We start from the raw sequence: 13,902 nt of genomic DNA, 5'->3' as shown, positions 1-13,902 counted from the left end.
TACAACTTAGGTCGCATTTTGGCCATCACGTAAACACTCCACGATGTGGGGCACCGAGTGATCGCTAATATCGGCATTTTTTTCATCACGAAACATAACGGCACCCCCTATGGCCCTCCCGTCGACTGAGACCAGCCGCCATGACAATACCCTGGCGGTGATTCGTACCCTGCGTGACCAAGGGCCTGTTGCACGTGTCGATCTGGGCGCGCTGAACGGTATTAGCTCTGCCACGGTGACCTCCATTAGCGCCGAATTACTTCAGCAGGGCCTTATCAGTGAGCGCCCACCCGAAGCACCCCGCCCCACTGGGCGAGGGCGGCCCAAGACGCTGATTGAACTCAACGCCCAGGCCGCCTGCGTGGTATGCATCAAGCTATCGATCAATGAAATTCAACTGGTGGTAGGCGATTTCACGGGGCAAGTCCGTCACAGTGAACACCATACCGTGTCCACCTTGACGCTAAGCGCTGACGATTTGGCAGTGCTACTGGAAGAGAAGATCGACGCCGCTTGTGATCAACTGTTGGGGGGATTTCAACGCTTGGCGGGAATCTGTCTGGCGGTGCAGGGTGTCGTATCATCGCAAAACGGAACGATTATCTGGTCGCCCGCGTTGAGTTTTCGCAACGCGCCGATCTCGGCGCGTCTTGCCGAGAGGTTTCACTGCAGCGTGCTGCTGGAAAACGATGCTAACTGTATTGCCAGCGTGTTGGCAGCAAAGCCCGATTATGCGGATTGCCCCAATTTGGTGGTCATTATGCTGGGCTACGGCATCGGCATGTCGGTGTTGATTAACGGCGTGCCTTACCTGGGCGCTAATGGCTCAGCGGCGGAGTTTGGACATAGCAAATACCAACCAGATGGCGCCTTGTGCGCCTGCGGCCGACGAGGCTGCATTGAAGCTTATGCCAGCGACTACGCGCTCTACCGCGCCGCCGCCGACCATTTAAACCTTCCCTCTGGCGATAGCGCCCACCCCTCCGAACAGCAGATGCAGGCGCTGACCCAACTGGCGATGAACGGCGACCCGGCGGCGCAACGCATCTATACCGAAGCGGGCCGGGCGCTGGGTATTGGTATCGCCAATATCCTGGCGCTGTTCAACCCCGATCTAGTGTTGATTACCGGTTCCGGCGTGCGCGGCTTTGACGCCATGCAGGCCACCATGCACAGCGCCATTGATGAAGCCCTGGTGGCCGAGCTGAGAGGCGCCACCCGCATCGAAAGCTGCGCCTGGGATCGCGACATGACCTGCATGGGCGGCATCGCCATGGCGCTACACGCTACCGATGGCGAAACGCTGTTAGAAAGCCAAATTAAGCCCGGATCAGCTGCTTGCCTGTAGCCAACAGGTCGATTAACATAAAAGTGCACATAGGAGTGATTTTATGTCTATCTATAAATTGACACAAAAAGTCAAAACCGCTGGTCAGACGCGCACCCATGAGCAAAGAATTAAATTGCTTAAAGACGCGCATATACTTGATTCAAAAGGTTATCTTGATAAGCGTTTTTTCAGCGATTCAAGGCCTAACGACAATCAAACGGCACACGTTAAGACCTAATGTATTCATCAAAGCCGACTATTGTCTACGGTTTCCATGGTTTAGATAAAGATATTGCGTTCAAGATCCTAAACCAAAAATCTGATTTTAAGCACAGCAATAATAAGTATGACTGGCTGGGCAATGGTATTTACTTCTGGGAAAACAATCTTGAAAGGGCTCATCAATACGCCTTTCAAGATAGCCAGCGAACTTATTCTAATGTTAAAACTCCCTTTGCACTGGGCGCGGTAATTGAGCTTGGTAACTGTCTGGATCTGCTTGATCAAAAATATAATGATTTTCTGAGCATCGTTTATCAGCAGCTAAAAGATGATTTAGAAGCAGAAGGTACACCACTGCCAGAGAATAGATCGTTTGGAAAAACAGATTTTGATTTTAAAGCCCGTGAGCTTGATTGTGCTGTGATTCGTTATGCGTGTGCATTGGCCAAGGAACAGGGCGAACCCTTTGATTCTGTTAGGGCCGCTTTTATCGAAGGCGATCCACTGTACGATGGCGCAAGATTTTTCTCTGAAAACCATATTCAACTTGCCATCATTAATCCAGATTGTATAAAGGGTATTTTTTTGCCAAGGAAGTCTACTCAAGAGTTTGAACTGTCTGAAGAAAAACCGAGTACTAACTTTTAAACTTATGAATAGCCTCTAACTCTCTTCTCACCATATCCACTCCCTCCTTGCAAACACTCAACGGGCATAACAATCGTCAGTCGTGATAAACCACGCTGCGCCCACCATCAATCGTTAAGCAGCTTGCGTTGATAAAGGGCGCTTCATCTGAGGCTAGAAAGACCGCCGTCATGGCCACTTCTTCGGGTTTCCCTAACCGCCCTGGAGGCAGCAGTGCTTCGATGCGGGCTTTCGCTGCGGCAGGATTGTCGAAAGTTTGCCAATGCGCTTCTACCGCCGGGGTGGCGATATAGCCCGGCGCGATGGCATTAACCCGCACACCGCGGGAGGCATATTCGATACCGAGTGCTCGGGTCAAACCAATCAAGCCATGCTTAGCGACCGGGTAGGGAAAACAGCCGGGAATAATCGAGAAGCTATGGGTGGAAGCAATATTAATAATGGCGCCTCCGCCCTGCTCCAGCATACCGGGCAGCACCGCCCGGCTGCAGTGCCAAGCGCCTTCTAAATCCACCGATAAGCAGCGCTGCCAGGCCTCATCCGGCATGGCAAGTGGCTCGTGGAAGACATTCATTCCTGCGTTATTGACGAGGGTGGTTAAGGGCCCGGAGAGCTTGCGAGCCTGCGCCTCGGCGGCTTCCACCGCCGTACGTTCGGCAATATCGGCGACCAGCCCCTGCGCGTGGTGACCTTCACCACGCAACTGCGCCGCCAGCTGTTCGACGCTATCCCACTCCCTATCTAGCAAGGTGACCTTGGCACCTTCGCGCACACAGGCTTCGGCAATGGCACGGCCGATGCCGGTGGCTGCCCCGGTTATTAGAATATGCTTGTCGGCCAGTCTGGCGGTCATCGCGCCTCCTTTACAGTTAATCAGTGCGAATGACGCGGCACATCAGCGCCTCGGCAGCCGACCAAGAAGTCAAAATCACAGCCTTCATCGGCTTGTAGTACCCGCTCGATATAGAGCTGCCGGTAGCCGCCCTGACTGGCGATCAGCGTTGAGGCGGCGGTGGGGTCGCTTTCCGCCAGACGCGAGGCCAGTTCTTCATCGCTGATCTCAAGATGCAGCCGCCCACTTTCGCAGTCGAGTTCGATCCAGTCGCCGTTGCGCACTGCGGCCAACGGGCCACCGGCGGCCGCTTCCGGCGCGACGTGCAGTACCACCGTGCCGTAGGCGGTGCCGCTCATGCGCGCATCGGAGATACGCACCATATCGGTGATCCCCTGGGCGAGGATTTTGGGCGGCAGGCCCATATTGCCCACTTCCGCCATACCGTGATAACCCCGCGGGCCGCAGTGTTTCATCACCAGAACATCGTTGGCTTCCACGTCCAGGTCTGGGTCGTTGATGCGTGCCTTGTAGTCGTCGAAGTCCTCGAATACTACCGCTCGACCACGGTGCTGCATCAGCTCGGCCGTGGCCGCCGAGGGTTTGAGCACAGCGCCGTTGGGGGCCAGGTTACCGCGCACCACGCAGATACCGCCGTCAGCCGTGAGCGGGTTATCCAGCTTGCGGATCACTTCGTCGTTATATAGCGGTGCATCCTGAACGTTTTCCCAAATGGTTTTGCCGTTAACGGTTAAGGCGTCCTTGAAAGGCAGCCGGTCAGCCTCACCCAAGCGTCTAAGCACCGCGGGCAGACCACCCGCGTAGTAGAACTCTTCCATCAGAAAGCGCCCGGAAGGCTGTAGATCCACTACCGTTGGAGTACCGCGCCCTACCCGGCTCCAGTCGTCCAGAGTGAGGTCAACCCCGATCCGCCCGGCAATCGCCTTGAGGTGAATCACCGCGTTGGTGGAACCACCGATGGCGGCGTTGGTACGGATGGCGTTATCGAAGGCTTCCTTGGTGAGGATTTTGGAGAGTCGGAGGTCTTCGTTGACCATCTCGACAATCCGGTTGCCGGAGAGGTGCGCCAGCACGTAACGGCGCGAATCCACCGCCGGAATCGCCGCGTTGTGGGGCAGCGAGGTGCCCAGCGATTCGGCCATACAGGCCATGGTGGAGGCGGTGCCCATGGTGTTGCAGGTGCCCGCCGAGCGGGACATGCCGGCTTCGGCGGCCATAAAGTCGTGGAGTGAAATCTCACCGGCTTTGACCTGCTCCGAGAGTTTCCAGACCACGGTACCTGAACCAATATCCTTACCTTTGTGCTTGCCGTTGAGCATTGGCCCGCCGGTAACCACGATGGTGGGAATATCGCAGCTCGCCGCGCCCATCAGCAGCGCCGGGGTGGTCTTGTCGCAGCCCACCAGCAGCACCACCGCATCGATGGGATTGCCGCGAATGGCCTCTTCCACGTCCATGCTGGCCAGGTTACGGGTAAACATGGCGGTGGGACGCAGGTTGGATTCGCCGTTGGAGAACACCGGAAACTCCACCGGGTAGCCGCCTGCCTCCAGCACACCCTGCTTCACGTGCTCCGCCAGCTTGCGGAAATGCGCATTGCAAGGTGTGAGCTCCGACCAGGTATTGCAGATACCGATGATCGGTTTGCCCTGAAACTCATGGTCAGGAATGCCCTGGTTTTTCATCCAACTGCGGTACATAAAGCCATTCTTGTCGGCGGTGCCGAACCACTCGGCAGAGCGCAGGGGCGGCTTGCGATCAGACATGAGGATCTCTCCGTAAAAAATCGGTGAAAAAAAATATGCTAAAAAAGGTAGTGAGAAGTGGTGTTAGGCCCGTTGACGGCGGGTGTGCTTCCAGCGGTCAAACATCACAGCCAACAGCAGAATCGCGCCGCGCACCAGGTACTGGTAGAAGGTCGGCACGTTAAGCAGCCCCATGGCGTTCTGCACACAGCCCATAATCAGTACGCCGACCAATACGCCGGTGATCGTCGCCACGCCGCCCGATAGCGCCACGCCGCCCAGCACGCAGGCAGAGATCACCGCCAGTTCAAGGCCCATGGAGGTATTGGGGTCGCCCAGGCCCATGCGCGATGCCAGCAATACACCGGCCACGCCGGCAACAACGCCCTGCAAACCAAACACAATAATTTTGAGACGGCGAACGTTAACCCCCGCAAGCGCGGCCGCTTCCGAGTTACCGCCAGTGGCCAGCACGTTGCGCCCGAAGGCCGTCATGTTAAGCACCACGCCAAAGATCACGAAGCAGGCCAACATGGTCCACACCGGTAGCGTTAGGCCGAGAAAGGAGGCGCTGCCCAGGTCAAAAAAGCCTGGCACGGTAATCATTACCGCATCACCGCCGGAGGTGATATAGGCCAGCCCGCGGACAAACTCCATGGCCGCTAACGTCGCTATCAGCGAATTAATGCCGAACTTGGCAATCACCAAGCCGTTAAACGCACCCACCGCGCCACCGGCAACCACGCCGCCAATAACGCCGATAAATACGCTGCCCGTGCTGGAGGTCACCACCGCTGCTACCACCCCCGCAAAAGCCACCGTAGAAGCCACCGAGAGATCCACTTCACCCAGCGCCAACACTAGCATCATAGTGGTGGCCAAACTGCCAATCAGAGTGATCGAAAGCAGCAGCCCCACCATATTGCGGCCCGTCAAAAAGTCGGGGATAAGTACGGCGAGGGCCACAAACAGCAGCAAGAAAATCGCGATCAGCCCTGAAGTATCGAGTAGCGTGCGCAGCGGTTTAATCAGCCCCCGGCGACCCGTCGGGCGGGCAGGTGCGTTCTCACCTTGGGTTACATTATCGGTTGTCATGGTCGTTGTCCTGAGCTTGTTCTTTTAACAGCGATGATCCTGAATAAAGGCCAATTTAGGCGGGCAGCGCCAGCCCCAACAGGCGTTCCGGGGTGGCCAACTCGCGTGGCACCACTTCGACTAGCTCGCCATCGCGCATCACGGCGATGCGATCACAAATGGAGCTAACTTCGGCGAGGTCACTGGAGATCACCACCACGGTTTTGCCCTGTTCGGCCAGGTCATAGAGCAGCGAGTAAATCTCCCGCCGTGCGCCTACGTCGATGCCTCGGGTCGGCTCGTCCATCACGAACAGATCAATCTCTTCAGCCAGCCAGCGGGCCAGAATCACCTTCTGCTGATTGCCGCCTGAGAGCTTGCCAATCGGCGTACGCGAGCCCGGCGTTTTGACGCTGAGCTGCTGGATATAGGCTTCGGCATTGCGTCGTTCGCGACCGGGGTGACGGAAAATCCCCCAGCGTTTGAAAAAGCGCCGACAGCTGATATTGAGATTGTCGGCGACGCTTGCTACCGGAAAGATACCCTGGGATTTGCGATCCTCCGGGCACATGGCAATACCGGCACGAATCGCCTCGCCGGGGCTCTTAAAGCATCGCGATTCGCCGTTAAAGGTCACGCTACCGGCTTTAGGGGACTCGACACCGCAGACCAGTCGCAGCAACTCGCTGCGCCCTGCCCCCACCAAACCAAACAGCCCAAAAACCTCACCACGTTTAACCGAGAAACTCACCGGCGCCTTGAGGCCGCGCCCTTCGATGGCGTCCACGCTCAAGACCACGTCACCATGTTCGCGAGTGCGGTAGCCGTAGACATCGTCGATATCGCGGCCGACCATTTCGCTCACCAATAGATCATGGTTAAGCGCCGACATATCCTCGTGGGTGCGAATATGCTTACCATCGCGAAAGATGGTGACCGCATCGCACATCTCGAACACCTCCTCCATGCGATGGGTCACGTAAAGCACCACCCGTCCTTCATCGCGTAGCCTTTTGACGATGCGCTTGAGTTGGCGAATTTCCTGAATAGAGAGACTGCTGGTGGGTTCGTCAAAGGCAATCACCTTGGCGTCCCGCAGAAGTGCACGACCGATTTCAATCATCTGCTGCTGGCCGATGGAGAGATCGCGCACCTTGGTCGAGGGGTGGATCTCCCCCTCGCCAAGATCAGCCAGAATCGCCAGGGCTTTTTGTTTTAACTCGCGGCGGTTAACAAACCCCTGCCGAGTAGGCAGTTGGCCCAGCAACAGGTTTTCGGCCACCGACATATTGGGCGAGAGCGTCAACTCCTGATAGATGATGGCAATCCCTTCGCGCAGCGCCTCCCGAGCGTTGCTGAACACATGGCGCTGACCATTGATCCACAGCGCGCCTTCGGCCACCCGGTTAACGCCGCTAAGCACCTTCAACAGGGTTGACTTGCCCGCGCCGTTCTCGCCCATCAGGGCATGCACCTGGCCGGTGTGAGCCGTGAAGCTCACACCATCCAGCGCCCGCACGCCGGGGAACACGACGCTAATCGCGTCGAAACGTAAATAGGGATCTGACATGCTTGAGCACTCCACCAAACGCTTACCGTTATAGGTCTAACTCTTTACAGACCCAGCTCTTCGCGCACTTCCTGCCAGTTATCGCGGGTCATCAAGACACCTGAGGTTTCGGTATTGGCCGGGGGTTCTTGATCCTCAGTAATCCAGCGGTAGAGGTCTTCGGCTGTCTGGCGACCATGCATGGTGGAGCTCACCGCCACGGTGCCATGAAAGCCGGTGGGGTTATCGCGGGAGAATTCCGCAAAGGCGGCACCCGAGCCGTTAATACCCACCCCGATCACGTCCTCTGCCGCTAGGCCGTACTGCTCGGAGGCCCGAACGCCGCCCAGAACGCTCTCCTCGTTGAGGGCATAAATGACCCAGTGCTCATAATCGCCGCGTTGGGAAAGTACCGGCGACGCGGCGGAAAAGGCGCTGGCGGTATCACTATTTTGCTGGGGCGCATCGAAGATATTGTCTTCGGGAAAGCCGGAGGCGAGCAGCGCCTCAGTCGCGCCATCGGTGCGCTCTACCGCTGTGGGGAGTTCATTGTTGGTAATGCGCAGTGCAGCAACCTCTTCTGGGTCCCAGCCGCGGGCCTCCATTTCGGCGGCAATCGCATCGCCCACCTGCTGACCAATCTTGTAGCCGGACATACCCAGGTGCGGTACGCCTTCCATCGGTTCACCGCTGGAATTAACAAACTGATCGTCCACGGTGACCACTTTCATACCGTACTGGTTGGCGCGGTTCATGATCGCGGGCCCCAGACGTACGTCCGGCGGGCAGATCACAAACCCATCGGCGCCCTGGGCATAGAGGTTATCAATCGCGCTGAGCACTTCCTGGCCGTCTTCACCGCCGAGGCGCACCACATCGAAGCCGAGCTCTTCACCTAGCTCGGTAGCCGCCCGTTGTTCATTAATGAACCACGCCTGCTCGGGTTTTTTAACAATAAAGCCAATTTTCACTTCATCTTCCTGGGCCTGCACCGATCCCAACGAGGCCAGCATAATTGCGCTACCGAGGGTTAAGCGGGCAAACGTCGTCGTTAATTTCATTGTTGTACTCCTGAGATTTTAAGCATTGTTTTTATTGATATTTCAGTCTTTTTTTTTCAAAAAGCTTACGACCCCATATCTTGTTGCGCGGAAAAGCGGTAAACCGTGCGCGAACGATACGTCTCACCGGGTTCTAAAATCGTGCTGGGAAATGCCTCTTGATTCGGGGAATCAGGGTAGTGCTGGGTTTCCAGCGCGAAACCAGAACGATGTCCGTAGGACTGGCCCTGTTTACCGGTCAGGTCACCGTTAAGAAAGTTACCTGAGTAGAATTGGATCGCGGGTTCGGTGGTGGTGATCTCCACCATGCGGCCGCTCTGCGGTTCCCACACCTTGGCAGCCATAACAAGTTCATCAGCGGCTGTGTTATCACGGTCAAGCACAAAGTTGTGGTCATAACCGCCGCCGAAGGCGAGCTGTTCATTCTCCTGCTCAATGCGTTCGCCAATCGGCGTGGCCTGGGTGAAGTCGAACGGCGTGCCGTCTACCGAGCGGAGCTCGCCGGTGGGAATCAGGCTGTCGTTAACCGGGGTAAATTCTGGGGCGTTGATCATTAGTTGATGATCAAGGATGGTGTCGCTGCCCTCGCCCTTTAGATTGAAGTAGCTGTGCTGGGTGAGGTTAACCGGGGTGGCTTTGTCGGTCACCGCCCGATAATCCACCATCAGTTCGTCATTATCGGTCAACGTATAGGTAACTTCGGTCTCCAGCCTGCCAGGATAGCCCTCCTCGCCATCCTCGCTGGTATAGCGCAGCACTAGCCCCGTGCCCTCGTCATTCTCGAACGGCTCGGCCTGCCAAAGCACTTTATCGAAGCCTTGATCGCCGCCGTGTAGATGGTTGCTGCCATCGTTGGTGGCCAACGAATAGCTTTCCCCATCGAGAGAGAACTGGCCACCCGCAATACGGTTGCCGTAGCGCCCAATGATGGCACCAAAATAGGGGTTGGCCTGACGGTATTCATCGGAAAGGTACGCTTCCAGGGAGTCGAAACCCAACGCGATATCGTCAAATTTACCATCCACATTGGGGGTTTTCAGCGACAAGATGATGCCGCCGTAGTTAGTCACCCGCAGCTCGATACCGTTGGCGTTGGTAAATTGATAGACATCGACCTGGCGGCCGTCAGGTAAGTGACCAAACACCGATTTCTCAACGCCATTGTCGGTGCTATTTCCAGCTGTCGCTTCAGTATCGCTTTGTGCTTGAGCCGCGCTAACCATCAGCAGGGCGATGCCGGCGCTGAGCAGCAGCGTGGATCCAACGCTATGTCTCTGAGCGTCTACCTGAGTATTGATGAGTGGCATGATTTTCCTCCTAATGGAAGATCGTTGTTGTTATTGGTACTCCAATTCAATCACTACAGTAGCCACGTCTTGCATAACCAACCAATATACAAACACCTCACAATCGATATACTTCTATGTATCAATAACAATGCAAGGCTTATCCCATGGGCGTTCTCGGCGAGAACTGGTTTCTAGACGTGCGACTAAAGTTGCGCCATTTCCAGCTATTTTTAGCACTGGATGAGCAGCGCAACCTGCACCGCGCGGCGACTCAGCTCAATATGAGCCAGCCCGCTGCCTCCAAGTTACTGAGCGACCTGGAAGCCAACCTGGGCATTCGCTTGTTTGACCGCCACCCACGCGGGCTTACGCCCAACTGGTACGGCGAGATTATGATTCGTCACGCCCACAGCATGCTTTCGGCGTTACGCCACACTGGTGAAGAGTTGAATGCCCTCAGCGCGGGGAGTGCGGGCACCGTGGCGGTGGGCACGGTAATGGCCCCGGCGGTCACGCTGCTTACCAGCGCGATTGAACGGGTGCACCGCGACCGGCCGGGGCTAAAGATCAGCGTAGATGTGGATGTCAGCAAAGTGCTGGTACCGCGCCTATTGGAAGGCGAGCTGGATTTTGCGATTACCCGGATACCAGCAGGCGTTGATACCGAGCGTTTCGTCTTTGAAGAAATTGGCGAAGAGGAGCTCTGCTTTGTGTGCCGTAAGGGCCACCCGTTAGCCGATAAACAAACGCTGAACCTTGCGGATATGGCGGGTTATCCGTGGTCGCTGCAACCCGCCGGCGCGTTGATGCGCCAGCGAGTGGACAGCCTGTTCCTACACCATCAGGTTGCACCACCGCGCCAAATTGTTGATACCGCCGACCTGCTGCTCTCACTTGCCCTCGTCGATAAATCCGACACCATCACGGTGACCACGCGAGAAGCCGCTGACCTGCTCTGCACACCGCAGCGCTTTCACCTACTGCCCTTCAACGAGACGCTGAGCGTTCAACCCTATGGGCTGGTGAGCTTACGCCACCAGCGCCTCTCTCCCGGGGCCGCCGCGTTAATGAGCACCCTGCGCGAAATTATTGCCCAGTCAGATTAATGCGAGTGACGCGGCACATCAGCGCCTCGACAGCCGACCAAGAAGTCAAAATCACAGCCTTCATCGGCTTGTAGTACCCGCTCGATATACAGCTGACGGTAGCCGCCCTGACTGGCGATCAGCGTTGAGGCGGCGGTGGGGTCGCTTTCCGCCAGACGCGTGGCCAGTTCTTCATCGCTGATATCCAGATGCAGTCGGCCACTTTCGCAGTCGAGTTCGATCCAGTCGCCGTTGCGCACTGCGGCCAACGGGCCACCGGCGGCCGCTTCCGGCGCGACGTGCAGTACCACCGTGCCGTAGGCGGTGCCGCTCATGCGCGCATCGGAGATACGCACCATATCGGTGATCCCCTGGGCGAGGATTTTGGGCGGAAGGCCCATATTGCCCACTTCCGCCATGCCGTGATAACCGCGGGGGCCGCAGTGCTTCATAACCAGAACATCGTTGGCTTCCACGTCCAGGTCTGGGTCGTTGATGCGTGCCTTGTAGTCGTCGAAGTCCTCGAATACTACCGCTCGACCACGGTGCTGCATCAGTTCAGCCGTCGCCGCTGAGGGTTTTAGCACCGCACCGTTGGGTGCCAAATTGCCGCGCACCACGCAGATACCACCGTCCGCGGTGAGGGGGTTATCCAGTGGTCGGATCACCTCGTCGTTATACAGCGGGGCGTCCTGGACATTTTCCCAAATGGTTTTGCCGTTGACGGTGAGCGCGTCCTTGAAGGGCAGCCGGTCGGCCTCGCCCAGGCGCCTAAGCACCGCGGGCAGCCCTCCAGCGTAGTAGAACTCCTCCATTAGAAAACGTCCCGAGGGCTGCAGATCAACGACCGTCGGGGTGCCGCGCCCTACCCGGCTCCAGTCGTCCAGGGTGAGATCCACGCCGATACGCCCAGCAATCGCCTTGAGGTGGATCACCGCGTTGGTGGAACCACCGATGGCGGCGTTGGTACGGATGGCGTTATCGAAGGCTTCCTTGGTGAGGATTTTGGAGAGTCGCAGATCTTCGTTGACCATCTCGACAATCCGGTTGCCGGAGAGGTGCGCCAGCACGTAACGGCGCGAGTCCACCGCTGGAATCGCCGCGTTGTGGGGCAGCGAAGTGCCTAGCGATTCGGCCATACAGGCCATGGTGGAGGCGGTGCCCATGGTGTTGCAGGTGCCCGCCGAGCGGGACATGCCGGCTTCGGCGGCCATAAAGTCGTGGAGTGAAATCTCACCGGCTTTAACCTGCTCCGAGAGTTTCCAGACCACGGTGCCGGAGCCAATATCCTTGCCTTTGTGCTTGCCGTTGAGCATCGGCCCGCCGGTGACCACGATGGTGGGAATATCGCAACTCGCCGCGCCCATCAACAGTGCCGGGGTGGTTTTGTCGCAGCCCACCAGCAGCACCACCGCATCAATGGGATTGCCGCGAATCGCCTCTTCCACATCCATGCTGGCCAGGTTACGGGTAAACATCGCCGTGGGGCGCAGGTTGGATTCGCCGTTGGAGAACACCGGAAACTCCACCGGGTAGCCGCCTGCCTCCAGCACACCCTGCTTCACGTGCTCCGCCAACTTACGAAAGTGCGCATTGCAAGGTGTGAGCTCCGACCAGGTATTGCAGATACCGATGATCGGCTTGCCCTGAAACTCATGGTCAGGAATGCCCTGGTTTTTCATCCAACTACGGTACATAAAGCCATTCTTGTCGGCGGTGCCGAACCACTCAGCACTGCGCAGCGAACGTTGACGTTGGCCCATGAGGTTAACTCCTTGTTTTAGGTCGAGGACAGCTGACGATCTGATGGTAGGCGTGATGTCTGCGTCGAATGCGCAAGACACTAAACTACCCCGCCACCCTAGTCGACCATACAAAAGTATATGTTGAACAATTGCTCTTAATGTTCAACATTACCCTCCCATATGGGTCATTGACCCGTTGCATCACAGCGTTAACCACCACGCTCTACATAACGCTTTTCACAACAACAACCTTGAGGAATAGTGCCATGCTCAAATCTAAATACAGCTTGCTACTCACTGGCTCAGCACTGCTGCTAGGCCTGTCAACGGCCCAGGCGGCCGAGTACGAGTGGAAGTTTCAAGCATCAGAAACCTCGGGCGAACCCAGCTTCAAAATCAAGCAGGAGTGGGCCGAGAGAATCACGGCAATGACGGACGGGCGGGTTGAGATCGAAGTAATGCCGATCAACTCAGTGGTTGGCCCAACCGAAACGCTGACCGCTGTTAGCTCCGGCATTCTGCAGGGCCATATGACCGACCCTAGCTACTTCTCCGGCCAGGATCCGGCTTTCGGCATGCTCGGCAACCTTGTCGGCGCTTGGCAGAATCCCTATGACTTCCTGGAGTATATGAAGTACGGCGGCGGAGAAGAGCTCTATAACGAACTGGTCGAGCCCTACGGCACCCATTTAATCAGCGCAGCGACCTTCCCGTTGGAGTCGGTACCATCTACGGTGCCCATTGAGTCAATGGCCGATTTTGAAGGGCTAAAAATTCGTGCCCCTCAAGGCATGGTGTACAACATCTTTGAGCGCATTGGTGCCACGCCGGTTAACCTGCCGGGTTCTGAGGTGTATACCGGGTTGGAAAAAGGCGTGATCGACGCTGCGGACTCTACGGTGCTCTCGAATAACGACGCTATGGGCCTGCACGCTTTTGCCCCTTACCCGCTTTACCCAGGCTTCCACTCCATGCCCATGATCGCCGTATCGATCAATAAGGACATCTGGGATGGCCTGCCCGAAGAGCTGCAGACGACGTTAAATACTGCTTTTGATGGCATGGCCTACGACCTGATTGCCCGTCTCAAGGAGCAGGATATCGAGACCTTGCAACGTCTTCAGGAAGATCCTGACGTTCACCCCTTTAACCTGCCCGAAGAAGAACGCCGCAAGTTCCGCACCGCGGCTGAGCAGGAGTGGCAAGAGTGGGCGGGTGAAAATGAGATGACCCAGAAGATCTATGACTCGGCGACCGCCTTTTTGCGCTCGCGCAATCTGCTCTAACTTTCTGTTCTCAAC

At 56.9% G+C, this 13,902-nt stretch carries 12 protein-coding genes; 5 read left to right on the top strand and 7 right to left on the bottom strand.

Features of this window, described 5'->3' with window-relative positions; all coding sequences use genetic code 11:
- The first annotated feature begins 109 nt into the window (after positions 1-109).
- Genes ACT3UM_RS01810 through ACT3UM_RS01800 form a run of 3 tightly spaced genes read left to right on the top strand, consistent with a single transcriptional unit; the run spans position 110 to position 2,200 of the window.
- On the top strand, positions 110-1,348 hold the full coding sequence (locus tag ACT3UM_RS01810) for an ROK family protein (RefSeq protein ID WP_498895601.1): 1,239 nt from the start codon (positions 110-112) through the stop codon (positions 1,346-1,348).
- A gap of 43 nt (positions 1,349-1,391) precedes the next feature.
- On the top strand, positions 1,392-1,568 hold the full coding sequence (locus ACT3UM_RS01805; protein ID WP_498895599.1) for a hypothetical protein: 177 nt from the start codon (positions 1,392-1,394) through the stop codon (positions 1,566-1,568).
- Positions 1,568-2,200, top strand: coding sequence for a hypothetical protein (locus ACT3UM_RS01800; protein WP_498895597.1), 633 nt, complete (start codon positions 1,568-1,570; stop codon positions 2,198-2,200). Before ACT3UM_RS01805 ends, ACT3UM_RS01800 begins: the two co-directional genes overlap by 1 nt.
- 76 nt (positions 2,201-2,276) lie before the next feature.
- On the opposite strand, the gene ACT3UM_RS01795 is transcribed toward ACT3UM_RS01800, so the two are convergent.
- The 6 genes from ACT3UM_RS01795 to ACT3UM_RS01770 all read right to left on the bottom strand — a co-directional run bounded on the left by ACT3UM_RS01795 (position 2,277) and on the right by ACT3UM_RS01770 (position 9,789).
- On the bottom strand, positions 2,277-3,053 hold the full coding sequence (locus tag ACT3UM_RS01795; protein WP_498895595.1) for an SDR family oxidoreductase: 777 nt from the start codon (positions 3,051-3,053) through the stop codon (positions 2,277-2,279).
- Positions 3,054-3,073: 20 nt separating this feature from the next.
- On the bottom strand, positions 3,074-4,819 hold the full coding sequence (locus tag ACT3UM_RS01790; protein ID WP_498895593.1) for an IlvD/Edd family dehydratase: 1,746 nt from the start codon (positions 4,817-4,819) through the stop codon (positions 3,074-3,076).
- Positions 4,820-4,882: 63 nt separating this feature from the next.
- The gene (araH, locus tag ACT3UM_RS01785) at positions 4,883-5,893 is read right to left on the bottom strand and encodes an L-arabinose ABC transporter permease AraH (protein WP_498895591.1); all 1,011 of its coding nucleotides are present in this window, start codon (positions 5,891-5,893) and stop codon (positions 4,883-4,885) included.
- A gap of 55 nt (positions 5,894-5,948) precedes the next feature.
- Positions 5,949-7,442 (bottom strand): L-arabinose ABC transporter ATP-binding protein AraG, encoded by a 1,494-nt coding sequence (gene araG, locus ACT3UM_RS01780; protein ID WP_498895589.1) that lies wholly within the window; start codon positions 7,440-7,442, stop codon positions 5,949-5,951.
- 44 nt (positions 7,443-7,486) lie between these two features.
- Positions 7,487-8,482, bottom strand: coding sequence for an arabinose ABC transporter substrate-binding protein (locus ACT3UM_RS01775; protein WP_498895587.1), 996 nt, complete (start codon positions 8,480-8,482; stop codon positions 7,487-7,489).
- Positions 8,483-8,547: 65 nt separating this feature from the next.
- Positions 8,548-9,789, bottom strand: coding sequence for an aldose epimerase family protein (locus tag ACT3UM_RS01770; protein WP_498895585.1), 1,242 nt, complete (start codon positions 9,787-9,789; stop codon positions 8,548-8,550).
- A 146-nt stretch (positions 9,790-9,935) separates the two neighbouring features.
- Between ACT3UM_RS01770 and ACT3UM_RS01765 the strand changes: the two genes are divergently transcribed.
- Positions 9,936-10,877, top strand: a complete 942-nt coding sequence (locus tag ACT3UM_RS01765; RefSeq protein ID WP_498895583.1) for a LysR substrate-binding domain-containing protein — start codon at positions 9,936-9,938, stop codon at positions 10,875-10,877.
- On the opposite strand, the gene ACT3UM_RS01760 is transcribed toward ACT3UM_RS01765, so the two are convergent.
- Positions 10,874-12,619 carry an IlvD/Edd family dehydratase gene (locus tag ACT3UM_RS01760; protein WP_498895581.1) on the bottom strand — a complete coding sequence of 582 codons (1,746 nt, stop codon included), beginning with the start codon at positions 12,617-12,619 and terminating at the stop codon, positions 10,874-10,876. The two genes, ACT3UM_RS01765 and ACT3UM_RS01760, sit on opposite strands and share 4 nt — an antisense overlap.
- 248 nt (positions 12,620-12,867) lie before the next feature.
- Here ACT3UM_RS01760 and ACT3UM_RS01755 point away from each other — a divergent pair, with 248 nt between their 5' ends.
- The gene (locus ACT3UM_RS01755) at positions 12,868-13,887 is read left to right on the top strand and encodes a TRAP transporter substrate-binding protein (RefSeq protein WP_498895579.1); all 1,020 of its coding nucleotides are present in this window, start codon (positions 12,868-12,870) and stop codon (positions 13,885-13,887) included.
- The last annotated feature ends 15 nt before the right edge of the window (positions 13,888-13,902 follow it).

The sequence above is a fragment of the Halomonas sp. AOP13-D3-9 genome (genome assembly GCF_052379125.1).
In the GTDB taxonomy this organism is placed as follows: domain Bacteria; phylum Pseudomonadota; class Gammaproteobacteria; order Pseudomonadales; family Halomonadaceae; genus Vreelandella.
Note: the sequence above shows the minus strand (reverse complement) of the source record. Positions and strands in the feature narration are given on the sequence as shown.

Excerpts from the sequence above, each read along its gene's own strand:
- ACT3UM_RS01760 (WP_498895581.1), bottom strand. The coding sequence starts at position 12,619 with ATGGGCCAACGTCAACGTTCGCTGCGCAGTGCTGAGTGGTTCGGCACC.
- ACT3UM_RS01775 (WP_498895587.1), bottom strand. The coding sequence starts at position 8,482 with ATGAAATTAACGACGACGTTTGCCCGCTTAACCCTCGGTAGCGCAATT.
- ACT3UM_RS01800 (WP_498895597.1), top strand. The coding sequence starts at position 1,568 with ATGTATTCATCAAAGCCGACTATTGTCTACGGTTTCCATGGTTTAGAT.
- ACT3UM_RS01810 (WP_498895601.1), top strand. The coding sequence starts at position 110 with ATGGCCCTCCCGTCGACTGAGACCAGCCGCCATGACAATACCCTGGCG.
- ACT3UM_RS01770 (WP_498895585.1), bottom strand. The coding sequence starts at position 9,789 with ATGCCACTCATCAATACTCAGGTAGACGCTCAGAGACATAGCGTTGGA.
- ACT3UM_RS01765 (WP_498895583.1), top strand. The coding sequence starts at position 9,936 with ATGGGCGTTCTCGGCGAGAACTGGTTTCTAGACGTGCGACTAAAGTTG.
- ACT3UM_RS01790 (WP_498895593.1), bottom strand. The coding sequence starts at position 4,819 with ATGTCTGATCGCAAGCCGCCCCTGCGCTCTGCCGAGTGGTTCGGCACC.
- ACT3UM_RS01805 (WP_498895599.1), top strand. The coding sequence starts at position 1,392 with ATGTCTATCTATAAATTGACACAAAAAGTCAAAACCGCTGGTCAGACG.
- ACT3UM_RS01755 (WP_498895579.1), top strand. The coding sequence starts at position 12,868 with ATGCTCAAATCTAAATACAGCTTGCTACTCACTGGCTCAGCACTGCTG.
- araH (WP_498895591.1), bottom strand. The coding sequence starts at position 5,893 with ATGACAACCGATAATGTAACCCAAGGTGAGAACGCACCTGCCCGCCCG.
- araG (WP_498895589.1), bottom strand. The coding sequence starts at position 7,442 with ATGTCAGATCCCTATTTACGTTTCGACGCGATTAGCGTCGTGTTCCCC.
- ACT3UM_RS01795 (WP_498895595.1), bottom strand. The coding sequence starts at position 3,053 with ATGACCGCCAGACTGGCCGACAAGCATATTCTAATAACCGGGGCAGCC.